The sequence below is a fragment of the Halorubrum ejinorense genome (genome assembly GCF_039522565.1).
GTDB lineage: Archaea > Halobacteriota > Halobacteria > Halobacteriales > Haloferacaceae > Halorubrum > Halorubrum ejinorense.
Genome location: NZ_BAAADQ010000015.1, coordinates 132,314 through 149,904 on the forward strand (window position 1 = coordinate 132,314; position 17,591 = coordinate 149,904).

A 17,591-nucleotide genomic window follows, 5' to 3' on the forward strand; every position below is an offset into this window, starting at 1 on the left:
TCAGTCGAGGCCGAGGCTCAGTTTTAATGCCTCGTCGACTGTCGCCATTGTGGCTCCGTCGAGTGAACCGACGACCGAGTGAATCCGTTCCGGAACCGAGACGGTTCGAACCTGGTCGAGGCGGATTGACGAATCTTTTTCGAGCGGTGACCCGTCCGCCTCGACGAACACCTCGAACGGATATTCGCGGTAGGTTCCCGTGACGGGCGCGACGATGGTCGTGCTGGAGTTCCGGTTTCCGATATCGTTTTGAACGACCACGGCCGGTCGCGTCTTCTTCGTCTCGTGTCCTTCGGCGGGGTCGAGTCGAACGATAACCACGTCGCCCCGTCGCACGTCCGTGCCGTCACTCATCGAGGCCTTCCCACGCTTCGTCGGACGCTTCGCTCCACTCCTCGGCGAGTTCCTCCGCGCTCTCGGAGGCCTCCCGATAGGCGGCTGCTAGCTCGTCGTCGTCCGGCCGGTCGGACTCCACCTCAACGACAGCGACGGTTACGCGCTTGTTCGCGTACTCGGTGCCGAGGTAGACTCGACCCCGGTCGTCCGTCTCGTTCGTTTTGAGGTCTGTCGCGTCGACTTTCATCGACGAACGGTACGGACCCACCGCGGATATGTGTTGCCCACTATTACCCACGGAGTTCCACGTAGAAGTTACAGGATGTATTATGGATTTCAGCTACCTGAACAAGGTAGAGCAAAGGAGGGCCGCTGAACGAGAACAGTTCGCGCTCTTCGACAGCTCAGCGCCTGCTTTGAACTTCACGTCGTCCGAGGCGTTCTCCGCGCTCGTCAGGGGCCGACGCGGCGGGTCCGCCGCCACGTGGGTCAGTTCGACGTCACGCGCGAGCCGAGTGGCCATACTCACCGCCTCCGAGGTCTCGGTTCCGCCGAGCGCATTTCGGTGAGAGCCGACTGACGCGACCGATGCGGGGCACGGGTTCGCCACGCCCGTCGGAGCGATACCGAATCGGTTCCGCTTCCCCGTCTGAGTCCGTGCCGGTGATATCGCCGATCAACCGCAGTCGCGGTCGTCCGGGTCCCACGCACACGCGTTCCCGGTCGTCAGGCCGTTCTCCTCGATGTACGCGGAGAGGCACGCGTAGTTACAGAAGTACTCGGGCGAGCCGCAGCCGTCGTCGCAGTCACGGACACAGATCGGATCGTGGTCGAAAATACGCGACTCACAGTACGCGCACAGTTCGTCTGCCCCCGGGGTCGCAACGGTTGCGGACATATCTGCCTCGAGGGGATCACCACCGAAAGGGTTTCCTGCCGTCCGGACTCGCCTCCGGCCGAGACGCGCCCGTACTCACCGGGGTTCGCGGAACCAGTCGGCGACGACCCGTTCCGACGGGGCCGCCTCTCGGATCACTCGCGTCGCACCCGGGCCGCGACTGCCGCTAGCAACAGCCCGAGCACGGCGCCGATCACGCCGAATCCCGGGGCACCCTCTTCGGTCTCAGTCCCCGCCGACGCCGTCTCACCGTCGCTCTCGCCGAAAAGCCCGATCGAGCCAACTTCGTTCCCCGCCAGAGAGACGGTTCCGCCCTCGGGTGGCTCGAACGCGATCTCGAGCGTCGCGTTCTCTCCCGGACCGAGCGACACTCCTCGTTCGGCGACAGATTCGCCGTCCACCGCCACCGTGAGCGTTCGGGTCGCCGGACGGTCGCCAGGGTTTTCGACCGTCGTCCGGAGGGTCGTCTCGTAGCCGATCCGAACCTGATCCGCCGGCAGTTCACTCTCGACGATGTCGACGCGGCCCGGTGCGAGCGCGACGACGGCCACGGGCGCCGCGTGCGGCAGGGTTACCGTGTGGTTTTCTCCCGATCGGTCGTGCGCGACGTTTGACGTCGTCCACCCGCCGTCGACGTATCGAAGCACTGCGACGTTCTCTTGGCTCAACCCTCGCGGGATCGTCGCCGCGTCGACGGTGAACCGAAGCGTCGCCGCACTCGTGTCCGCTTCGCCGAGCGTGGAATTGAACGCCACGTACCCGAGCGGGGTCCCGCGAGGAACGGGATCGCGGCCGGCCGGCTCGGCCGTCGGCCGACCGATCGTCGTCTCGTACGCCTCCGAGTCACCGGCCGGGTCGACGCCGACCGACGACACCGCCACTGCGGGCCGCGAGGTCGACGGGCCGACGAGATTAACCGCGATGTCGTAGCGTTCGCCCGTCGCGCCCTCGACGCCGACGCTGACGCCCTCGTCGGACTCGGCCCGGACCACCGTCGGCTCCGGATCGTTCGCTGCCGCGGCTCCCGTTCCGCCCGTCGACCCGGACGACCCCGAGGACCCGGACGAGCCGGACGGGGCGCCCCCGCCGCCCCCACCGCCACTTCCACCTCCCCCGCCGCCGGTTCCGGCATCGCTCTCCGGCTCGGCGACGGTGACGTTTCCGACGGTCACGTCGTTGATCGCGACGGTGTACTCCCCGGTGGTGGCGTACGCGTGCGTGACCGTCACCGTCGTTCCGTTGTCCGGAACTGTCTCCGTCCGCCGGAGCGTCGTCCCGTCGCCGAGGGTGACGGTGAGATTCTGCCGTCCCGTCGCTTCGCCGGCGTTACGCAGCGTCACCGTGAGCGCCACGGACTCGTTCGGTTCGACCGACTCGGCGCCGAGCGTCGTCTCGCCGACCGAGACGTCCGCCGGCCTGAGTACGCTCAGGGTGCCGACAGAGGCATTATTCACGCTGAGGGCGTACGCACCGGGCGTTCCGAACGTCTGGTTGAACCGAACGGTCTCGGCCGTGTTCGGCCCGACGGTCCGCCTGACCGTATCCAGCGTTTCGGCGTCGCTCCGGAGGCGCGTCGTAAACTCGCCCTTAACGTCGCCGTCGTTCGCGAGATCGACGGTCACCGCGGCCGACTCGCCGGTCGTGATCGTCTCCGGCGTGAGAGCGGTGTCGCGGATCGAGACGTTCGCCGGCTCGAGCACGGTCACCGTCCCGGCCGATTCGTTGTTGACGCTGAGCGCGTACTCGCCGGCCGTCTCGAACGTCCGCGTGAAGTCGACCTCGGTGCTTTCGCCCGGGCCGATCTCGTACGTCGTCGTCTCGACCGGCTCGCCGTCGACGGCTAACGTGGCGTTGTGGGTCCCCGGTTCGCTCCCGTCGTTCACCACGGTGGCGGTCACCGACGCCGACTCGCCTTCGAGCACCGTCGTCGGCTCGACGTCCGCGTTCGCCGTCCTGAACGTCGCCGGTCGGATCACGATGAGCGTCCCGGCGGACACGCCGTTGACCGTGACCTCGTACTCACCGGCGGTCGACGCCGTGTAGGTGAGCGATTCCCGGACGCTCTCTCCGGGTCCGACGGTCACCTCGCTCGTGGCCTTCCCTTCGTCGTTGGCCGCCACCGCGACAGTCGTGTTCCCGGTACGGCCGCCGGTGTTCTCGACGGCTGCGGTGACCGTGACCTCCTCGCCCACGGAGACGACGTCGTCGTCGAGGGACGCGCTCGTGACCGCCAGCGCGGCGGGCGCCTCGACCGTCAGCGTCCCGACCGCCGTCCGGTTGACGGTCACGTCGTACCGGCCCGGCTGCTCGAGGGCCCCGCTCAGCTCGACCGTCTGCGAGTCGCCGCCCGCGAGCGTCACCGGCCGTGCGTCGACCGTCCGCGTGGCGCCGTCCGGCCCTGTCGCGCGGAAGCCCGCGGTAAAGGTCCCCTCGTCGTCGCCGACGTTCCGGACCTCGACGGAGACGACGGCGTCGTCGCCCGCCAGCACCGTGTCGTTCGCCAGCCGCGCGTTCGATAGCTCGAAGGCCGCGGGCTCCGAGACGGTGAGCGTGTCGGCCGCCGCGTCGTTGACCGCGATGTCGTACGTCCCCGTCTCCTCGAAGGTCGGCGCGAACTCGATCGTCGTCCGCGTGTCCGGACCGACCGTGCGGGTCTCGGAGTCTCTGGTCGTCCCGTCGACTCTGAGGTCAGCTGTCACCTCGCCCGCGGCGCCGCCGTCGTTCACGACGGTCGCCGTGACCGTCACCGCCTCGCCCGGATCGATACGCGTCGCCGACAGTGACGCGTCCGTGACCGAGGCGTTCGCTGGCTCCGTCACGGTAACGCTTCCCGCGCCCACGCCGTTGACCGTGATGTCGTACTCCCCGGCTGTCGACGCCGTGTAGGAGAGCCCGACGTCCGTGCTCTCTCCGGGATCGAGAGCGACGTCGGTATCGGCTCTCTTTTCGCCGTCGGCCGCCACCGCGACCGTCGCGTTCCCCGCGCGGTCGCCGGCGTTCTCGACGACGGCGGTCACCGTGACCTCGTCGCCGACGCGGACGGTATCGTCTCCGACCGACGCATCCGTGACCGTCAGATCGGCCGGTGCGTCCACGGTGAGCGTCCCGGCGTCGGCCTCGTTGACGGCCACGTCGTACTCGCCGGGCTCCTCGATCGTCACTGCGAGATCGACCGGTTCCGACTCACCGCCGGCCAGCGTCACAGACTGGCTCGAGACGGTCCGGGTATTCCCGTCTGGCCCGGTCACTCGGGCCTCGGCCGTGAACGTCCCCTCGGCGTCTCCGACGTTCGTCACCTCGGCGCTCACGGCCGTCGACTCGCCCGTCAAGACGGTGTCGTCCTCCAGTTCAGCGTTCGATACCTCGAACGCCGCGGGCTCCGAGACGGTGAGCGTGCCGGCGGGCTCGCCGTTGACATTGACCTCGTACTCGCCCGCCTCCTCGAAGGTCGGGGCGAACTCGATCGTCGCCGACTCGCCGGGGTCGACGGTGCGGGTCTCGGTGTCTCTCTCCGTCTCGTCCACCCGCAGTGCGGCGGTTATCTCCCCCGCGGTGCCGCCGTCGTTCACGGCGGTCGCCGTGACCGTCACCGCCTCGCCCGGATCGATGCGCGTCGTCGACAGCCCGGCGTCCGTGATCGAGACGTCCGCGGGTTCGACCACGGTGAGACCCTTGGGCGGTGCGTCGCCGACGGTCACCGAGTACTCGCCCGCTGTCTCGAACGAACGCGTGAAGCCGACCGTGGCCGTCTCACCGGCAGCGATCTCGACCGACTTCGACGCGGAGACGTTTCCGTCGACCAGGAGGTCGGCGGTGTAGGTCCCGTCCGCGTCCCCGGTGTTCTCGACCTCGGCGGCGACGTCGACGCTGTCGTCGACCTCGATCTCGGACTCGGACAGCCGCACCCCCGTCACGGTGAACTCGGCGGATGCGGGTTCCGTCACGGTGAGGTCGCCAGCTGACTCGCCGCTGACGCTGAGCCCGTAGGTCCCCGCCTTGTCGAAGGTCCGGTCGAACTCGACCTCCTCGGTCTCTCCGGCCTCGATTTCAACGTCTTTCGTGTCCACGACGCCGTCGTCGTCAGTCTCGAGTTCTGCCGTGAACGTGCCGGTCTCGGTCCCGACGTTCTCGACGGTCGCCGTGACCGTGGCGCTCTCGCCCTCCTCTATCGGCGTCTCCTCTAGGCCGGCCTCGACGACGTTGAACTCGGCGTTCACCGCGGCCGAAGCCGCGAGACCGACACCCCCCGCGAACGTCACCGTCGCGAAACATACCAGTACACAGAGCCAGACGGCGGCGACCTTACGGCCGGACATGGACGCTCGACGCCATCGAGAGACATTGTAATAGACACCCAATCGCGTGTAAGCCCGCCTTACGTCCGGTGCGGACGAGCGGTGATCGAGACGACCGGCTCCGTCGAGACGCCCGGTAACGGGTCCGTTCGCGCCGCGTGGGCCGATCCGTAACGTCTAGCCTCTACCGCTCGCGGCCGGCATTGACCGATATATAGCGGGACTGATTTTCGAACGCGCGGTGCGTCTCGACGCGAGGAATCTGCCGCTCCCTCGTGTGTACGGCCCGTTCGATGAGCCGCGTAGACCGGTCACGGCAAACGACGCGATGACGCCTTCTTAACCGGTCCTCCGGTGGCGGAACATCCCCGGCTGTGACCGACCTATCAGTGTACGTTCACTCACCTCTCCCGCTCGAGAGACCGCCTCGTAACCGACGGAGACCTACTCGTCGCCGTCGCGGATCATCATCACCTTCACCCGACGGACGCCGTCGAAGTCGCGGAGGCGGTACGTCAGTTCGCGGACCCGCTCCGCGTTCCCGCGGCAGAACAGCGATTCGAGACACCACTCCCCTTGGTGGGTGTGGCTCGTGTTGAGAATGACGTCTTGGTACTCGTGTTGGACGCTGTGGAGCTCTCGAATGACGTCGTGGTGGCGGTAGTCGAACCCGACGAGCGCGACGACCTCGCCCGAGGTGTCTTCGAGCCGCGAGTGCGACTCGACGAACTCCAGCATCGCCTCCCGAACCGCCCGCGAGCGGTTCTCGATCCCCTCGTCTCGCCACGTCCGGTCGAACTCCTCGATCAGCGCGTCGGGGATGTTGAAACTCGTTCGCATCGCCTCGTCGTCGAACCCGACGACACAAGAGGCTCCGTATTACGTTTCCCCCGATTCGGTACTAACAACCGCTAAACGGTGGCGTTCCCGACCCTCACGCAAGGATGCTCCCAAGCGAACTGTTCGGGCCGCTCGCGGGCGCGGTCCTCCTCGGCGCGGTTCACGGCGTCGAACCGGGACACGGCTGGCCGGTCGCCGCCTCGTACGCGCTCGACCAGACGAACAAGTGGCTGTACGGGTTCGCGGCGAGCGCGATCATCGGGCTCGGTCACCTCGTCAGCAGCATCGCGATGGTGGCCGTCTTCTTCTACGCGAAGAGCTACTTCGATCTCACGCAGGTCAACGAGCCGATAACGATACTCGGCGGCGTTCAGATCGGCGGTCCGGTCAGCCTCGTGGCCGGGGTCCTGCTCATCGGTCTCGGTGTCCGGGAATACGCTCACGGACACTCTCACGGGTCTCCGGACGAGGCGCACGGCCACGGTCACGACGATCACGGCCACGATGACCACGCTCACGACGACCACGGCCACGACGACCACGCTCACGACGACCACGGCCACGACGACCACGGCCACGACGACCACAAGCACGCTCACGACGACCACGACCACGGGCACAATCACGACACGCACGACCACGACCACAGCCACAGTCACGACGAGTCCGACGACCGCGACGCCGGGATCTGGTCCCGACTGCGGGGGTTCCTCCCGTTCGTCGGCGGCCACTCCCACTCGCACGACGGCTTCGAGGAGAGCGCCGACAGGGGGCTCCTCGGCATCGCGTGGTTCGCGTTCGTCCTCGGGTTCGCCCACGAGGAGGAGTTCGAGATCATCGCGCTCTGTGCCGGGTCGAACCACTGTCTCGAACTAATGGGGGCGTACGCGCTCACGGTCATCGCGGGCATCGTGGGGCTCACCATGCTGCTGATCGCGGGCTACCACCGCTCCCGAGAGCGGGTCGAGCGGTACACGCCGTACCTCCCCGCCTTCTCCGCGGCGGTCCTCGTCGTCATGGGTCTCGGGTTCATCGCCGGGCTGTTCTGAACCGCCGGCGACCCGAGGGCGTTGGCGCGGCGCGCGGCCGCCCGGCCGATCGCTTTTGGTGCGGCCCCCCGAACCCGTGGTATGACACGCGTCGCCGAACTCCTCGCGTACCCGCTGAAGTCCTGTGACGGCGTCGCCGTCGACCGCGCCGCGATCGGTCCCGAAGGCGCCCTCCGCGGCGACCGCTCGTACGCCCTCGTCGAGGCGGGCGTCGACCCCGAGGCGGCCTCGGTGGGCGGTGGCGGCGGGTACGTGAACGGGAAGAGCGAGCCCGCGGTCCACGGTCTCCGCGCCGAGTACGAGCTCGCGGGGCCGACCGACGCCACCCCGACGGCCGTGACGCTCTCGCGGCCCGAGACGGACCGCGCACCCGCCGACGAGCGCACCTTCGCGCTCCCCGCGGAGGGCGACGCGCTGGCCGACTGGGTGGGCGAGTACCTCGGCTACGCGGTCGACCTCGTCCGCGACTCCGCGGGCGGCTTCCCCGACGACCTCGCCGCTCACGGCCCGACGGTCGTCTCCCGAGCGACGCTGGAGACGGTCGCCTCGTGGTTCGACGCGGTCGCGGACGCGACGGAGATGCGGCGGCGACTCCGCCCGAACGTCGTCGTAGACGACTGCCCCGCGTTCTTCGAGGACCGGCTGTTCGCCGACCACGGGGAGGGGGTCCGCGTCGCGGTCGGCGACACGGAGCTGATAGGCGTCAACCCGTGCCAGCGCTGCGTCGTCCCCTCTCGCGACCCGGACACGGGCGCCGAGATAGCCGACTTCCGCGAGACGTTCGTCCGGCGGCGCCGCGAGACGCTCCCCGAGTGGACCGCGAGCGACCGCTTCGACCACGACTTCCGACTGATGGTCAACACCGTCGTCGAGGAGCGGTCGTGGGGCGACGTCGTCGCGGTCGGCGACGCGGTCGCCGCCGAGGGTGTCGTCGCCGTCGACGAGAACGAGACGCCCGTCGCGGAGGCCGATCGCCCCGCCGATCGCTAACGTCGCGGAGGCCGATCGCCCCGCCGATCGCTAACGTCGCGGAGGCCGATCGCCCCGCCGAACGCTAACGTCACTGGTCGGACGGAGCGAAGCGGGAGGGACACCGACCCGTCTCAGCGAAACGCGAAGGAAGGAGTTCGAACCGGAACGGACCGTGAAATGAGGCGCGCCGCGGGCGGACTCAGCGCCCGCCGTCCGTCATCGCGACCGGCTCGTCCCCGCCGTCGTCGGCGGTCTCCTCCGCCGCGGACTCGTCGCTCTTCGCGAGGTCGAACGCGGTGTCGGTGACGCCGAACTGCGTCCACAGGGTGGCGACGACGACCGCGTACGCGACGAGGTCGTAGTGGACCGCGCCGCCGAACTCGGTGAACGCGGCGAGCGTGCTGTAGCCGTACAGGGCGACGACGCTCCCGACGAACGCGGTCTCGTTGGTGAAGCGACCGTCGCGCACCGCCGCGACCGCCCGTCGGATCATGGGGCCGCAGGCGACGAGGAACGCGATCCCGGACAGCGAGCCGAGGTTCACGAAGAAGTGCGTCGCCATCTGCGAGTCGAGGATCGACTGGAGGTACTGGACCGTCACGGGGTCGTAGAACAGCCACTCGACGCGCGTCGGGTACAACACCGCGATGTACGGCGTCGCGACCATCAGGCCGAACAGGACCGCGACCGCGACGCGGGCCGACGCGAACTGCGAGGCGCGCCGCGCCTCGAACGCCGCGTCGCCGGACGCGACGACGAGCCCGCACTCCTCGAGTTCCTCGCGGAGCGCGCCGCGGGAGAGCGAGGGGTCGTGGTGGACGCCCACCGTGCCGTTGCGCCACGTCGCCGAGGCGGCGCTGACGCCGTCAACGTCGCGGAGGACGGCTTCTAACAGCCCCTCGCGTCGCTCGGTCTCGATCCCCTCGACCGAGAACGTGTCGTGCTCGTGGCCCTCCGGCACGCGGGCGACTCGCGGCCCAGACTCGGACGCGTCGCCCTCGCGGCTCCCGTCACCGGCCGGGTCGGACCCGCCCGACCCGTGGGGGGCGTCGATTCTTCGTTCGCGGACCACGGTGTCGAGCGGCGTCCCGCCCCCGTGGTGGTCACGGTCTCGCATGAGAGATACCTACGGTTGCGCGACTATGAAGTTTCCCCCGCGTTACCGGCTCGCGGCGACGGTCCGCGGCGCGTTCCCGGCCGGTCGCTACGCGTTGACCGACTCGAGGTACGAACTCACGATCATCTGCCCCTTGCGGGTGAGCGTGGTTCCGGACTCGCCGTCGGCGACGAGTTCGGCCTCGCGCAGCGAGTCGAGGATCATCGAGGTCTGCGTGACGTCGCCGGTGACGATGTCGGCGACGTTCGCCTCGCCGCCCGCGGAGTAGATGGAGACGAGGATCTCCATCTGCTCTTCGGTCGGGTCGAACGAGTCGAGGTCCTCCATCACGTCGTCGTACTCGATCTTGATGTAGCGACCGAGGATGTTGAGCGCCCGCTTGTTCGGGACGGTCGTGATCGACGTGACGGTCTGCCCGTCGGCGACGTGTCGGAAGACGAGCGCGGGCCGCTTTTTCCCGCCGAGGGTGCGGTCGGTGCGCTCGTAGTCGATCACCGACGAGAGCTCCACGGTGAACGGATCGGGGCAGTTACTGAACCGGATCGCCCCCGGCGACACGGTCACCGAGGCGCGGTGATCGGTCGCGTCAGTGACGCGCCCGCCGACCTTCGCGGGGTGGCGCACGGTGACGGTCACGTTGCGCAACAGCGCCTTGAACAGGAGTCGGACGAACCGGTCCATGTCCTCGGGCTCCCCCTCGACGAGCGCCGCGCGCCGTGACCCGTCGCGGTCGTACGCGATCGTGACGCTCTCGTTGAAGAACGACCGGAGGTCTCCCGGCACGCTGCCGACGACGACGTCGAACACGTCCGAGAGGGGTATCGTCTCCTTCCCGTCGTCCGTGGCGAGGACCAGCCGTCGCTGGCTCAACAGCACGCGACCCGTCACCGGCTCCTCGGTCTCGAAGCTCGCCGCGTGAACGCGGCCAACGAAGTCGGCGACGACGGACTCCTCCATCGATCTCCTCTGAGCGCCGTGTACTATTTATTGTTACTCACGCCGTATCAATCGTGATAAGCAGCTGTCACCAGCGCGGTGACGGACTGGCGAGAACGGGCGCGCGCCGACGGACAGACCGATCGGAACGGAAGCTCACCGACGGCGGAGCGAACTCACCACCGTCTGGCGGTCTGGCGGCCGCAACGCACGCCGAGACCGGTCGAACGTGTTCGGTCTCGGTGGCCTCGCTCCGCGGGGGGAGCGGTCAGGGAACAGCAAAGCCTAATGACGTGGGCTTCAAACCATCAGGTGATGCCCACAGTAGAATACCTCAACTACGAAGTGCTCGACGACCACGGCTGGTCGATGGACGACGACGACCTCTTCGAGGAGGCCGCTGACGCGGGCCTCGACGCCGAAGACTACGGTACCCTCGAAGTCAACCAGGGCGAGTACATCCTCGAATCCGCCGAGGCACAGGGCTACGACTGGCCCTTCTCGTGCCGTGCTGGCGCGTGTGCGAACTGCGCCTCCATCGTCAAGGAAGGCGACATCGAGATGGACATGCAGCAGATCCTCTCCGACGAGGAAGTCGAAGAGAAGAACGTCCGTCTCACCTGTATCGGCAGCCCGGCCACCGACGAGGTCAAGATCGTCTACAACGCGAAACACCTCGACTACCTGCAGAACCGCGTCATCTGATCGGCCCCGTCACCACCGTGACGGCCCGTTCTCACACGGGATCGCGGCACCCGCGGTCCCCGTAATTCTCTCCGTTTCGCCCCGCTAGCCGCGCTCCTATCAGTTCGTCCGCCGGACGTGTCCTTCCGTTCCGTCGCTTCCTCTCGGCTCACCGTCGCTCGACCGAACGTGTTCGGTCGAATTTCCCGACCGTGAAAACCCGCGAAACACCGTTCGGAACCCCGTCCGTACGCGAGGTATGGTCGAAAAGACGAGTCGAAGCGAGGACGCGGCCGGGCCGCGGTCGGCCGACGGTCGTCGGTTCGAGGTGTTCGTCCGCGACGAGGAGTCCGACCCGCTCCGACACGTCGGCACGGTCGCCGCGCCGACGCCGGACGCCGCCCACGAGGAGGCGAGCAAGCTCTTCGGGTGGTACGCCCGGGACGTGTGGGTGTGTCCGGCCGGCGAGGTGTCTCGGTACTCGGCCGAGCCGCTGGCGGGCGAGGCGGACGGCGACGAGGGAGGCGAAGCGGCCGACGACGAGGGAGGCGAAGCGGACGGCGAGGGGAGCGAGGCACGCGTTCACGAGGAGACCGAGGGGACGCCGGTCGCCTCCTGCGGCGGCTCGCCGGTCGACGACGCGGGGGGATCCCGATGATCTCCGTCAGCAAACTGCTGTGCGGGCTCGACGCCGAGAGCGACGGGCTCCGATACGACGCCGCGGACGGCTCGAAGAAGCCGCAGATCTCCGAGGAGGTACAGCAGCGGCCGGTCGTCGTCTGGAACACCACGAAGCGGTGTAACCTCTACTGCGAACACTGTTACGCCGGCGCCGACGCCGAGGGCGCCCCGAACGAGCTGTCGACCGCGGAGGGGAAGGCCCTGATCGACGACCTCGCCGAGTTCGGCGCGCCGGTCCTGCTGTTCTCCGGCGGCGAGCCGATGGTCCGCGAGGACCTCGCTGAGCTCGTCGCCTACGCGGCCGACAGCGGCGTCCGACCGGTCCTCTCGACGAACGGCACGCTCCTCACCCGCGACCGGGCCCGCGAACTGAAGGACGCGGGGCTGAAGTACGCCGGCGTCTCGGTCGACGGCCTCCCGGAGCGCAACGACCGCATCCGCGGCGAGGAGGGCGCGTTCGACGCCGCGGTCCGGGGTATCGAGGCCTGTCTCGACGTGGGGCTCAAGACGGGACTGCGGTACACGATCACCGAGCACAACGTCGACGACCTGGCCGGCGTCGTCGACCTCCTCGTCGACGTCGGCGTCGACCGGTTCTGCTTCTACCACCTCGATTACGGCGGCCGCGGCGCAGACATCTCCGACGTGGACCTGAGCCCCGAGGCGACCCGCCGGGCGGTCGCCGACCTCTGTGACCTCACCCGCGAGTACCACGACGCGGACGAGGAGATAGAGACGCTGCTCGTCGGCAACTACGCCGACGCGGGGTACCTCGTCGAGTACGCCGACCGCGAGATGGGGACCGACCGCGCCCGGCTCATCTACCGGTACCTCCGGCGCAACGGCGGCGACCCGACCGGCGAGCGCGTCGCGGACGTCGACCCCGTCGGCAACGTCCACCTCACCCAGTTCTGGCAGGGGTACTCGCCGGGCAACGTCCGCGACCGCTCGTTCGGCGCGATCTGGTCGGACGAGTCGAACCCGCTCCTCGCCGGGCTTCGCAACCGCGAGGAGCACCTCTCCGGCCGGTGTGCCGACTGCGCGTACCAGTCGATCTGCCGCGGCGGGTCGCGGCTCCGCGCGCTCTCGGCGCACGACGACCCGTTCGCGCCCGACCCGAAGTGCTATCTCACCGACGAGGAACGCGGCGGCGAGGCGGCGCTCTCTCGTATCGAGAGCGCCGACGGCACCGCGACCGCCGACGACTGAACGCTCTCGGGTCGGTCGCTGTCGTCATCCGTCCTCATCACCCCGCGTCGCTGTCCTCTCTCCTCGTTCTTGCCGCCCGGCGCGCCGGTGTCGCACTTCGCGGCGAACCGTTTCGCGGGCACCTCGCCGCGGGCGACGCCGATCGCGTCGCACACGAGTTCGACGGTGGCGTCGTCGCGGACCGGTTCGGGCACTGGCGGTTCGTCCTCGTTCATGCGCGGAGAGAGAAGCCGGCGGGCCGTCCGCGTCCCGCTTCACGTGTGTATCGCTTCAAACGATCCCCCGCGGTCACCGCTCGGCGTCGTCGAAGATGTCGGTGACCAGCTTCGCCTGCGCGGTGCGGAGCCGCTGTGAGAGCGCGGACTTGCTGATCTCCAGCTCGTCGGCCAGATCGCTTAAGCGCACGTCGCGGTCGCCGTCGAAGTAGCCGCGGACGACCGCGAGTTCGAGCCCGCGGCGCTGTTTCGGCGTCAGCGCGGAGAGGTCGAAGGTGACCTGTTCGGTCGCGTCCGGCCCCTCGACGACCGCGAGTCGGACGAGCCGTACCCGGTCGACGACCCCTCGGAGCTCCTCGACCAACCGGCGGACGGCGGTCCGGTCGTCGACGTACGCGGTCACGAGGACCGTTCCGCCCTCGACCCGTCGGAAGTGGGGCACGCAGCCGACCCGCCCGAACGCGTGACAGAGGCAGTCGTCGGTGACCTCGCCGGTCCCGCGCCGCACCTCGCCGTCGGGCGTCGTCACGTCGACGACACAGTCGTCGCCGACCGCGTTGACCGTCACCGACGCGGCCTCGTCGGACTCGGCGACGATCGGACAGCCGCTGTCGGCGGCCGGGTCGACGTCGAGGTCGACCCGCAGTCGACGGTCCCCGTCGGCGGCCGCCACGTCGGACATATCGATCGATACGGGCGGGGCCCGTTTGATTCTTCGGCGGATTCTCAGGGTCCGGCGCGGCGCCTCGGGCCGTTCGCGTTCGGCCTCGAACGGACCTCCCCTCCAGCCGATCCCGCACCGTTTATTTCTCGCGGGCGGGTGTACCGGGACGACGTGCGAGACACGCTCGGCGGTATCGTCGAACTCGCGCGCCTCGGCAACTGCGTCGCCGCCGGGGCGCTCACGGCAACCGGGGCGTTCGTCGCGGGGGCGAGCGGCGCCGCCGTCCCCACGGCGCTCGCGGCCGCGACGACCGCTTTCGCGGTCGCCGCGGGCAACGCGATCAACGACTACTTCGACCGCGAGGTCGACGCGGTGAACCGTCCAGACCGACCCATCCCCCGGGGCGCGGTCTCGCCGCGGGGCGCGCTCGCGACCGCCGGCGCCTGGTTCGCGGTCGCGGTCGCGGTCGCGGTCCAACTCCCGCCGCTCTCGATCGGTATCGCCGCCGTGAACCTCGTCGCCTTGGTCACCTACACGAGCCTGTTCAAGGGGACGCCGGGGCTCGGCAACGCCTTAGTCGCGTACCTCGTCGGCTCGACGTTCCTGTTCGGCGGGGCCGCGGTCGGGAGCCCGCGGGCGGTCCTCGTGCTCGCGGCGCTCGCCGGCCTCTCGACGTTCACCCGCGAGGTGATCAAAGACGTCGAAGACGTGGCGGGCGACCGCGAGGAGGGGCTCACGACGCTCCCTATCGCCCTCGGCGAGCGCCGCGCGCTGTGGATCGGCGCGGCCGCGATCGTCGTCGCGGTCGCCGTCAGCCCGCTCCCGTACCTCACCGGAACGCTCGGCGGGGCGTACCTCGCGGTCGTCGCGGTCGCCGACGCGGTCATGCTGTACGCGACCTACGAGGGATTCACCGACCCCGCCGCGGCCCAGCGCCGGTTCAAGTACGGCACGTTCCTCGCGGCTGCGGCGTTCGTCGTCGGTCGGGTCGTGGTGGTCGTCTGAGACCGCTCGGCCATGCGAGTCGCTCACGGTCGAGAGCTGCGAAAAAACGGTTGCGGTCCGAAACGACGCTCGACGGCGGACGGTCAGGTGACGGTCACGCGACGTTGAAGCCCTTATCGCGGAGGAAGTCCTCCACGCGACCCGAGTGGTTCCCCTGTAGCTCGATGGCGCCGTCCTCGACGGTGCCACCGCAGGCGAACTTGGACTTGAGATCCGAGGAGAGTGAACTCAGGTCCACGTCCTTCGGGTCGAATCCTTCGATGACCGTTACCTCCTTACCGTACCTGCGCTCGTCGATGCGGATGCTGATCTGCTGGGACTCTTTCGCGACGTCTTCGCAGACGCAGAGTTCCTGGGGCAGTCCGCACGTCGAGCAGACTTCCGACATTACAGCCCGAATCTACAGGACGCCCGTATTAAATAGTGTCGGGAAGCCCCCCGATCAGCGGACGAAGCGCCCGATAAGCGGCAGGCGTTCGAGCGCGAGCCGCCGCACCGCTCGGCGCGCCTCGTCGGCCTCCGCGCGCGTCACCGATCCGGCGTACGCGGCGCGCTCGTAGGCCGCCGCGACGGTCTCGACGCGCTCGTCCGCGCCGAGCGTCCGGACCGCGTTGACGTAGCTCCGCGGCGTCTCTCCGGGTCGCCGCTCGCGGTACCGGCCGGCGAGGAGCCGTTCGAGGTCCGCGAACGCCCGCTCGGCGTCCGACCCCGGGTCGCGCCGCCGTCGCGGGAGCAGCGGGCCCACCCGCCGACCCGCGCGGCCCGCGATCCCGGTCCGGCGGGCGCCGGCGACCCCGAGCGCGACGACGAGCAGCCAGTAGGCCGCGGTCTCCGGGTCGGGGAGCGACACCGGGCCGAAGCCGAGCCGGCCGGCCCCGTCGGACTCGGCGGCCGACGAAGGGTTCCGGTCGGCTCTCACCTGATCGATGTCCGTCTGCGGGTCGGCGTTCGCGTCGTCGACCGAGCCGGACTCCTCGCCCGTCGAGCCGGCAGACCCGTTCTCTCCGCCGCTCGACGCGGACGCGTCGCCGGTGACCGTCACCGGGCGATCGGTCCCGACGTCGGCTTCGAGCGTCTGATTGGCGGCCGTCTCCTCGGTGTCGACGTTCTCAGTCCCGCTCGCGCGCGCCTCGGCGAGGCGGGTCGCCCGGACCTCGTCGCGGGGGCCCGACGGGGTCGGGTCGAACGACACCCAGCCGTGTTCCGGCACGTAGATCGACACCCACGCGTGTGCGTTCTGGCCTCTGACGACGTACTCGTCGTCGCCGACCCGCTCGCCCGGGGTGTACCCGCTCTCGAACCGCGTCGGGATGCCCTGTGACCGGAGCATCGCCGCCATCGTCGTCGCGAAGTAGACGCAGTAGCCGGCGTCCATCTCGAAGAGGAACGCGTCGGCCACGTCGCCCTCGGGCCGCTCGATGGTCAGCGAGTAGTCGTACTCCGAGCGCAGGTACGCCTCGACCGCGGCCGCCTGCTCGTACGGCGAGTCGGCGTCCGCGGCCGCGACGATCTCCTCGGTCCGCTCGCCGACCCGGTCCGGCGTGCTCTCCGGCAGCTGGGTGTACCGCTCCTCGATCGCGTCCGGGTAGTCGGTGCTGGCGTTCCGGAGCGCGGCCGGGTCGGGGTCGATGACGCGGCTCTCCACCGTCACCGTCTCCCCCTGCCCGAGGGGCTCCGCGAGTCGGAGGCTACCGCGCTCGTCCACCTCGACCGCCCCCGCGCCGGACGCCGACACCGCCTTCCACGGCGCCGGCAGCGCGGTCGACTCGGTCTCCGCGGTGACCGAGACGGAGACGGCCTCCGCGTCGCCGGGCGGACCGGCCAGCGAGCCGCCAAGGGTGGACCGGTCTCCGGTTCTCACCCACCCGTCGCCGGTGTAGGTGTCGTAGGCGCTCGTGTGCCAGTTCCGTTCGACGGGGCTCTCTATCGTGTACCGCACCTCCGGCGAGAGCCGCGTCGTACCGACGACCTCCAGTTCGTCGTCGCCGCTCAGGCTTGACTCCAGCGTCGACGCGCCGCGGTCGAGCCCCAGCGGCTCCGCCGCGCCAGCCGGGATCACGGTGACGGTCGCGCTCGCGACGACCATCGCCGCGACGACCACCGCGAAGGTGCCGACGTGGCCGCGGCGGCGGCCGGGCGTCGAGAGCGTCGAGAGCCCGACGGCGAGCGCCAACCCGACGACGCCGGCGACCGCCGCACCGGTGCCCGCGTCGCCGGTCAGCACGAGGAACCCGAGGGTCCCGCCGGCGACGGACGCGGCCGCGACGTGCCGACCGCGACCCGCGAAGTAGCCGACGAGGAACGTCGGAACGGGCACGACCGCGAGCACCCAGACGTCCGCGAGCGCCAGTCGCAGGACCGAGAGCCCGGTCGACAGCGCGAGGAGGTCTAAGGCGACGCTCCGAACGGTGAACAGCGCGCGCTGGCTCTCCGGGATCGCGAGGAAGTAGCCGGCGAGCCCCGCGGCGAAGAGCAGTCCGGACAGCCACAGCGCGGTCCGCTCGCGCACGACGCGGGCCAGCGCGACTCCGCCGACCCCCGCCACGGCGAGGACGGCCGCGGTCCGCGCCGTCCCGCCGACGACGTTCGTCACCCCGAAGAACACGGCGAGGTACGCGGCCGTGACGACGGCGACGCCCGCGACCGCCGGATCGACGACCCCCGAACCGACGATTCCCGGACCGATCTCG

General features: G+C 69.6%; 17 protein-coding genes. 7 read left to right on the forward strand and 10 right to left on the reverse strand.

Annotated features, from left to right (window positions below; translation table 11 throughout):
• Together ABDZ89_RS13930 and ABDZ89_RS13935 are read right to left on the reverse strand one after the other, a co-directional pair.
• Entirely contained in the window at window positions 1–354 is a 354-nt protein-coding gene (locus ABDZ89_RS13930; protein WP_343780133.1) for a type II toxin-antitoxin system PemK/MazF family toxin, read from the reverse strand.
• A complete protein-coding gene (locus ABDZ89_RS13935) occupies window positions 347–583 on the reverse strand; it encodes a hypothetical protein (RefSeq protein ID WP_343780135.1) in 237 nt (78 codons plus the stop codon). Before ABDZ89_RS13935 ends, ABDZ89_RS13930 begins: the two co-directional genes overlap by 8 nt.
• Window positions 584–665: 82 nt before the next feature.
• Here ABDZ89_RS13935 and ABDZ89_RS13940 point away from each other — a divergent pair, with 82 nt between their 5' ends.
• Window positions 666–905: a hypothetical protein gene (locus ABDZ89_RS13940; protein ID WP_343780138.1), complete on the forward strand. Its 240-nt coding sequence runs from the start codon at window positions 666–668 to the stop codon at window positions 903–905.
• Between the two features lie 107 nt (window positions 906–1,012).
• On the opposite strand, the gene ABDZ89_RS13945 is transcribed toward ABDZ89_RS13940, so the two are convergent.
• The 3 genes from ABDZ89_RS13945 to ABDZ89_RS13955 form a co-directional block, all read right to left on the reverse strand.
• On the reverse strand, window positions 1,013–1,234 hold the full coding sequence (locus ABDZ89_RS13945; RefSeq protein WP_343780139.1) for a hypothetical protein: 222 nt from the start codon (window positions 1,232–1,234) through the stop codon (window positions 1,013–1,015).
• Between the two features lie 134 nt (window positions 1,235–1,368).
• Window positions 1,369–5,550, reverse strand: a complete 4,182-nt coding sequence (locus ABDZ89_RS13950; protein ID WP_343780142.1) for a CARDB domain-containing protein — start codon at window positions 5,548–5,550, stop codon at window positions 1,369–1,371.
• 423 nt (window positions 5,551–5,973) lie between these two features.
• Window positions 5,974–6,369 (reverse strand): CopG family ribbon-helix-helix protein, encoded by a 396-nt coding sequence (locus ABDZ89_RS13955; RefSeq protein ID WP_343780145.1) that lies wholly within the window; start codon window positions 6,367–6,369, stop codon window positions 5,974–5,976.
• A 104-nt stretch (window positions 6,370–6,473) separates the two neighbouring features.
• Here ABDZ89_RS13955 and ABDZ89_RS13960 point away from each other — a divergent pair, with 104 nt between their 5' ends.
• Together ABDZ89_RS13960 and ABDZ89_RS13965 are read left to right on the forward strand one after the other, a co-directional pair.
• On the forward strand, window positions 6,474–7,418 hold the full coding sequence (locus tag ABDZ89_RS13960; RefSeq protein WP_343780147.1) for a hypothetical protein: 945 nt from the start codon (window positions 6,474–6,476) through the stop codon (window positions 7,416–7,418).
• Between the two features lie 81 nt (window positions 7,419–7,499).
• Window positions 7,500–8,408 carry an MOSC domain-containing protein gene (locus ABDZ89_RS13965; RefSeq protein WP_343780149.1) on the forward strand — a complete coding sequence of 303 codons (909 nt, stop codon included), beginning with the start codon at window positions 7,500–7,502 and terminating at the stop codon, window positions 8,406–8,408.
• A 181-nt stretch (window positions 8,409–8,589) separates the two neighbouring features.
• Here ABDZ89_RS13965 and ABDZ89_RS13970 read toward each other — a convergent pair whose 3' ends face one another.
• Window positions 8,590–9,507, reverse strand: a complete 918-nt coding sequence (locus ABDZ89_RS13970; RefSeq protein WP_343780151.1) for a hypothetical protein — start codon at window positions 9,505–9,507, stop codon at window positions 8,590–8,592.
• Between the two features lie 87 nt (window positions 9,508–9,594).
• A complete protein-coding gene (locus ABDZ89_RS13975) occupies window positions 9,595–10,464 on the reverse strand; it encodes a CheF family chemotaxis protein (protein WP_343780153.1) in 870 nt (289 codons plus the stop codon).
• 294 nt (window positions 10,465–10,758) lie between these two features.
• Here ABDZ89_RS13975 and fer point away from each other — a divergent pair, with 294 nt between their 5' ends.
• The 3 genes from fer to ABDZ89_RS13990 all read left to right on the forward strand — a co-directional run bounded on the left by fer (window position 10,759) and on the right by ABDZ89_RS13990 (window position 13,017).
• Window positions 10,759–11,148, forward strand: a complete 390-nt coding sequence (gene fer, locus ABDZ89_RS13980) for a ferredoxin Fer (RefSeq protein WP_297886178.1) — start codon at window positions 10,759–10,761, stop codon at window positions 11,146–11,148.
• 238 nt (window positions 11,149–11,386) lie between these two features.
• The gene (locus ABDZ89_RS13985; protein ID WP_343780156.1) at window positions 11,387–11,785 is read left to right on the forward strand and encodes an Htur_1727 family rSAM-partnered candidate RiPP; all 399 of its coding nucleotides are present in this window, start codon (window positions 11,387–11,389) and stop codon (window positions 11,783–11,785) included.
• Entirely contained in the window at window positions 11,782–13,017 is a 1,236-nt protein-coding gene (locus ABDZ89_RS13990; RefSeq protein ID WP_343780158.1) for a TIGR04347 family pseudo-SAM/SPASM protein, read from the forward strand. The genes ABDZ89_RS13985 and ABDZ89_RS13990 overlap by 4 nt, the downstream gene beginning before the upstream one ends.
• 288 nt (window positions 13,018–13,305) lie before the next feature.
• Here the strand turns inward: ABDZ89_RS13990 and ABDZ89_RS13995 are convergent, their stop codons facing one another.
• Window positions 13,306–13,914 carry a helix-turn-helix domain-containing protein gene (locus tag ABDZ89_RS13995; protein ID WP_343780160.1) on the reverse strand — a complete coding sequence of 203 codons (609 nt, stop codon included), beginning with the start codon at window positions 13,912–13,914 and terminating at the stop codon, window positions 13,306–13,308.
• A 153-nt stretch (window positions 13,915–14,067) separates the two neighbouring features.
• Here ABDZ89_RS13995 and ABDZ89_RS14000 point away from each other — a divergent pair, with 153 nt between their 5' ends.
• Window positions 14,068–14,901, forward strand: a complete 834-nt coding sequence (locus ABDZ89_RS14000; protein ID WP_343780161.1) for a geranylgeranylglycerol-phosphate geranylgeranyltransferase — start codon at window positions 14,068–14,070, stop codon at window positions 14,899–14,901.
• A 94-nt stretch (window positions 14,902–14,995) separates the two neighbouring features.
• On the opposite strand, the gene yciH is transcribed toward ABDZ89_RS14000, so the two are convergent.
• Together yciH and ABDZ89_RS14010 are read right to left on the reverse strand one after the other, a co-directional pair.
• Window positions 14,996–15,289: a stress response translation initiation inhibitor YciH gene (gene yciH, locus ABDZ89_RS14005; protein WP_004596695.1), complete on the reverse strand. Its 294-nt coding sequence runs from the start codon at window positions 15,287–15,289 to the stop codon at window positions 14,996–14,998.
• Window positions 15,290–15,343: 54 nt separating this feature from the next.
• On the reverse strand, window positions 15,344–17,587 hold the full coding sequence (locus tag ABDZ89_RS14010) for a transglutaminase TgpA family protein (protein ID WP_343780521.1): 2,244 nt from the start codon (window positions 17,585–17,587) through the stop codon (window positions 15,344–15,346).
• Between the last annotated feature and the right edge of the window lie 4 nt (window positions 17,588–17,591).

Bases quoted from the DNA above. Each gene is read 5' to 3' on its own strand.
- ABDZ89_RS13930 (WP_343780133.1), bottom strand. From the start codon at position 354: ATGAGTGACGGCACGGACGTGCGACGGGGCGACGTGGTTATCGTTCGA.
- ABDZ89_RS13935 (WP_343780135.1), bottom strand. From the start codon at position 583: ATGAAAGTCGACGCGACAGACCTCAAAACGAACGAGACGGACGACCGG.
- ABDZ89_RS13940 (WP_343780138.1), top strand. From the start codon at position 666: ATGGATTTCAGCTACCTGAACAAGGTAGAGCAAAGGAGGGCCGCTGAA.
- ABDZ89_RS13945 (WP_343780139.1), bottom strand. From the start codon at position 1,234: ATGTCCGCAACCGTTGCGACCCCGGGGGCAGACGAACTGTGCGCGTAC.
- ABDZ89_RS13950 (WP_343780142.1), bottom strand. From the start codon at position 5,550: ATGTCCGGCCGTAAGGTCGCCGCCGTCTGGCTCTGTGTACTGGTATGT.
- ABDZ89_RS13955 (WP_343780145.1), bottom strand. From the start codon at position 6,369: ATGCGAACGAGTTTCAACATCCCCGACGCGCTGATCGAGGAGTTCGAC.
- ABDZ89_RS13960 (WP_343780147.1), top strand. From the start codon at position 6,474: ATGCTCCCAAGCGAACTGTTCGGGCCGCTCGCGGGCGCGGTCCTCCTC.
- ABDZ89_RS13965 (WP_343780149.1), top strand. From the start codon at position 7,500: ATGACACGCGTCGCCGAACTCCTCGCGTACCCGCTGAAGTCCTGTGAC.
- ABDZ89_RS13970 (WP_343780151.1), bottom strand. From the start codon at position 9,507: ATGCGAGACCGTGACCACCACGGGGGCGGGACGCCGCTCGACACCGTG.
- ABDZ89_RS13975 (WP_343780153.1), bottom strand. From the start codon at position 10,464: ATGGAGGAGTCCGTCGTCGCCGACTTCGTTGGCCGCGTTCACGCGGCG.
- fer (WP_297886178.1), top strand. From the start codon at position 10,759: ATGCCCACAGTAGAATACCTCAACTACGAAGTGCTCGACGACCACGGC.
- ABDZ89_RS13985 (WP_343780156.1), top strand. From the start codon at position 11,387: ATGGTCGAAAAGACGAGTCGAAGCGAGGACGCGGCCGGGCCGCGGTCG.
- ABDZ89_RS13990 (WP_343780158.1), top strand. From the start codon at position 11,782: ATGATCTCCGTCAGCAAACTGCTGTGCGGGCTCGACGCCGAGAGCGAC.
- ABDZ89_RS13995 (WP_343780160.1), bottom strand. From the start codon at position 13,914: ATGTCCGACGTGGCGGCCGCCGACGGGGACCGTCGACTGCGGGTCGAC.
- yciH (WP_004596695.1), bottom strand. From the start codon at position 15,289: ATGTCGGAAGTCTGCTCGACGTGCGGACTGCCCCAGGAACTCTGCGTC.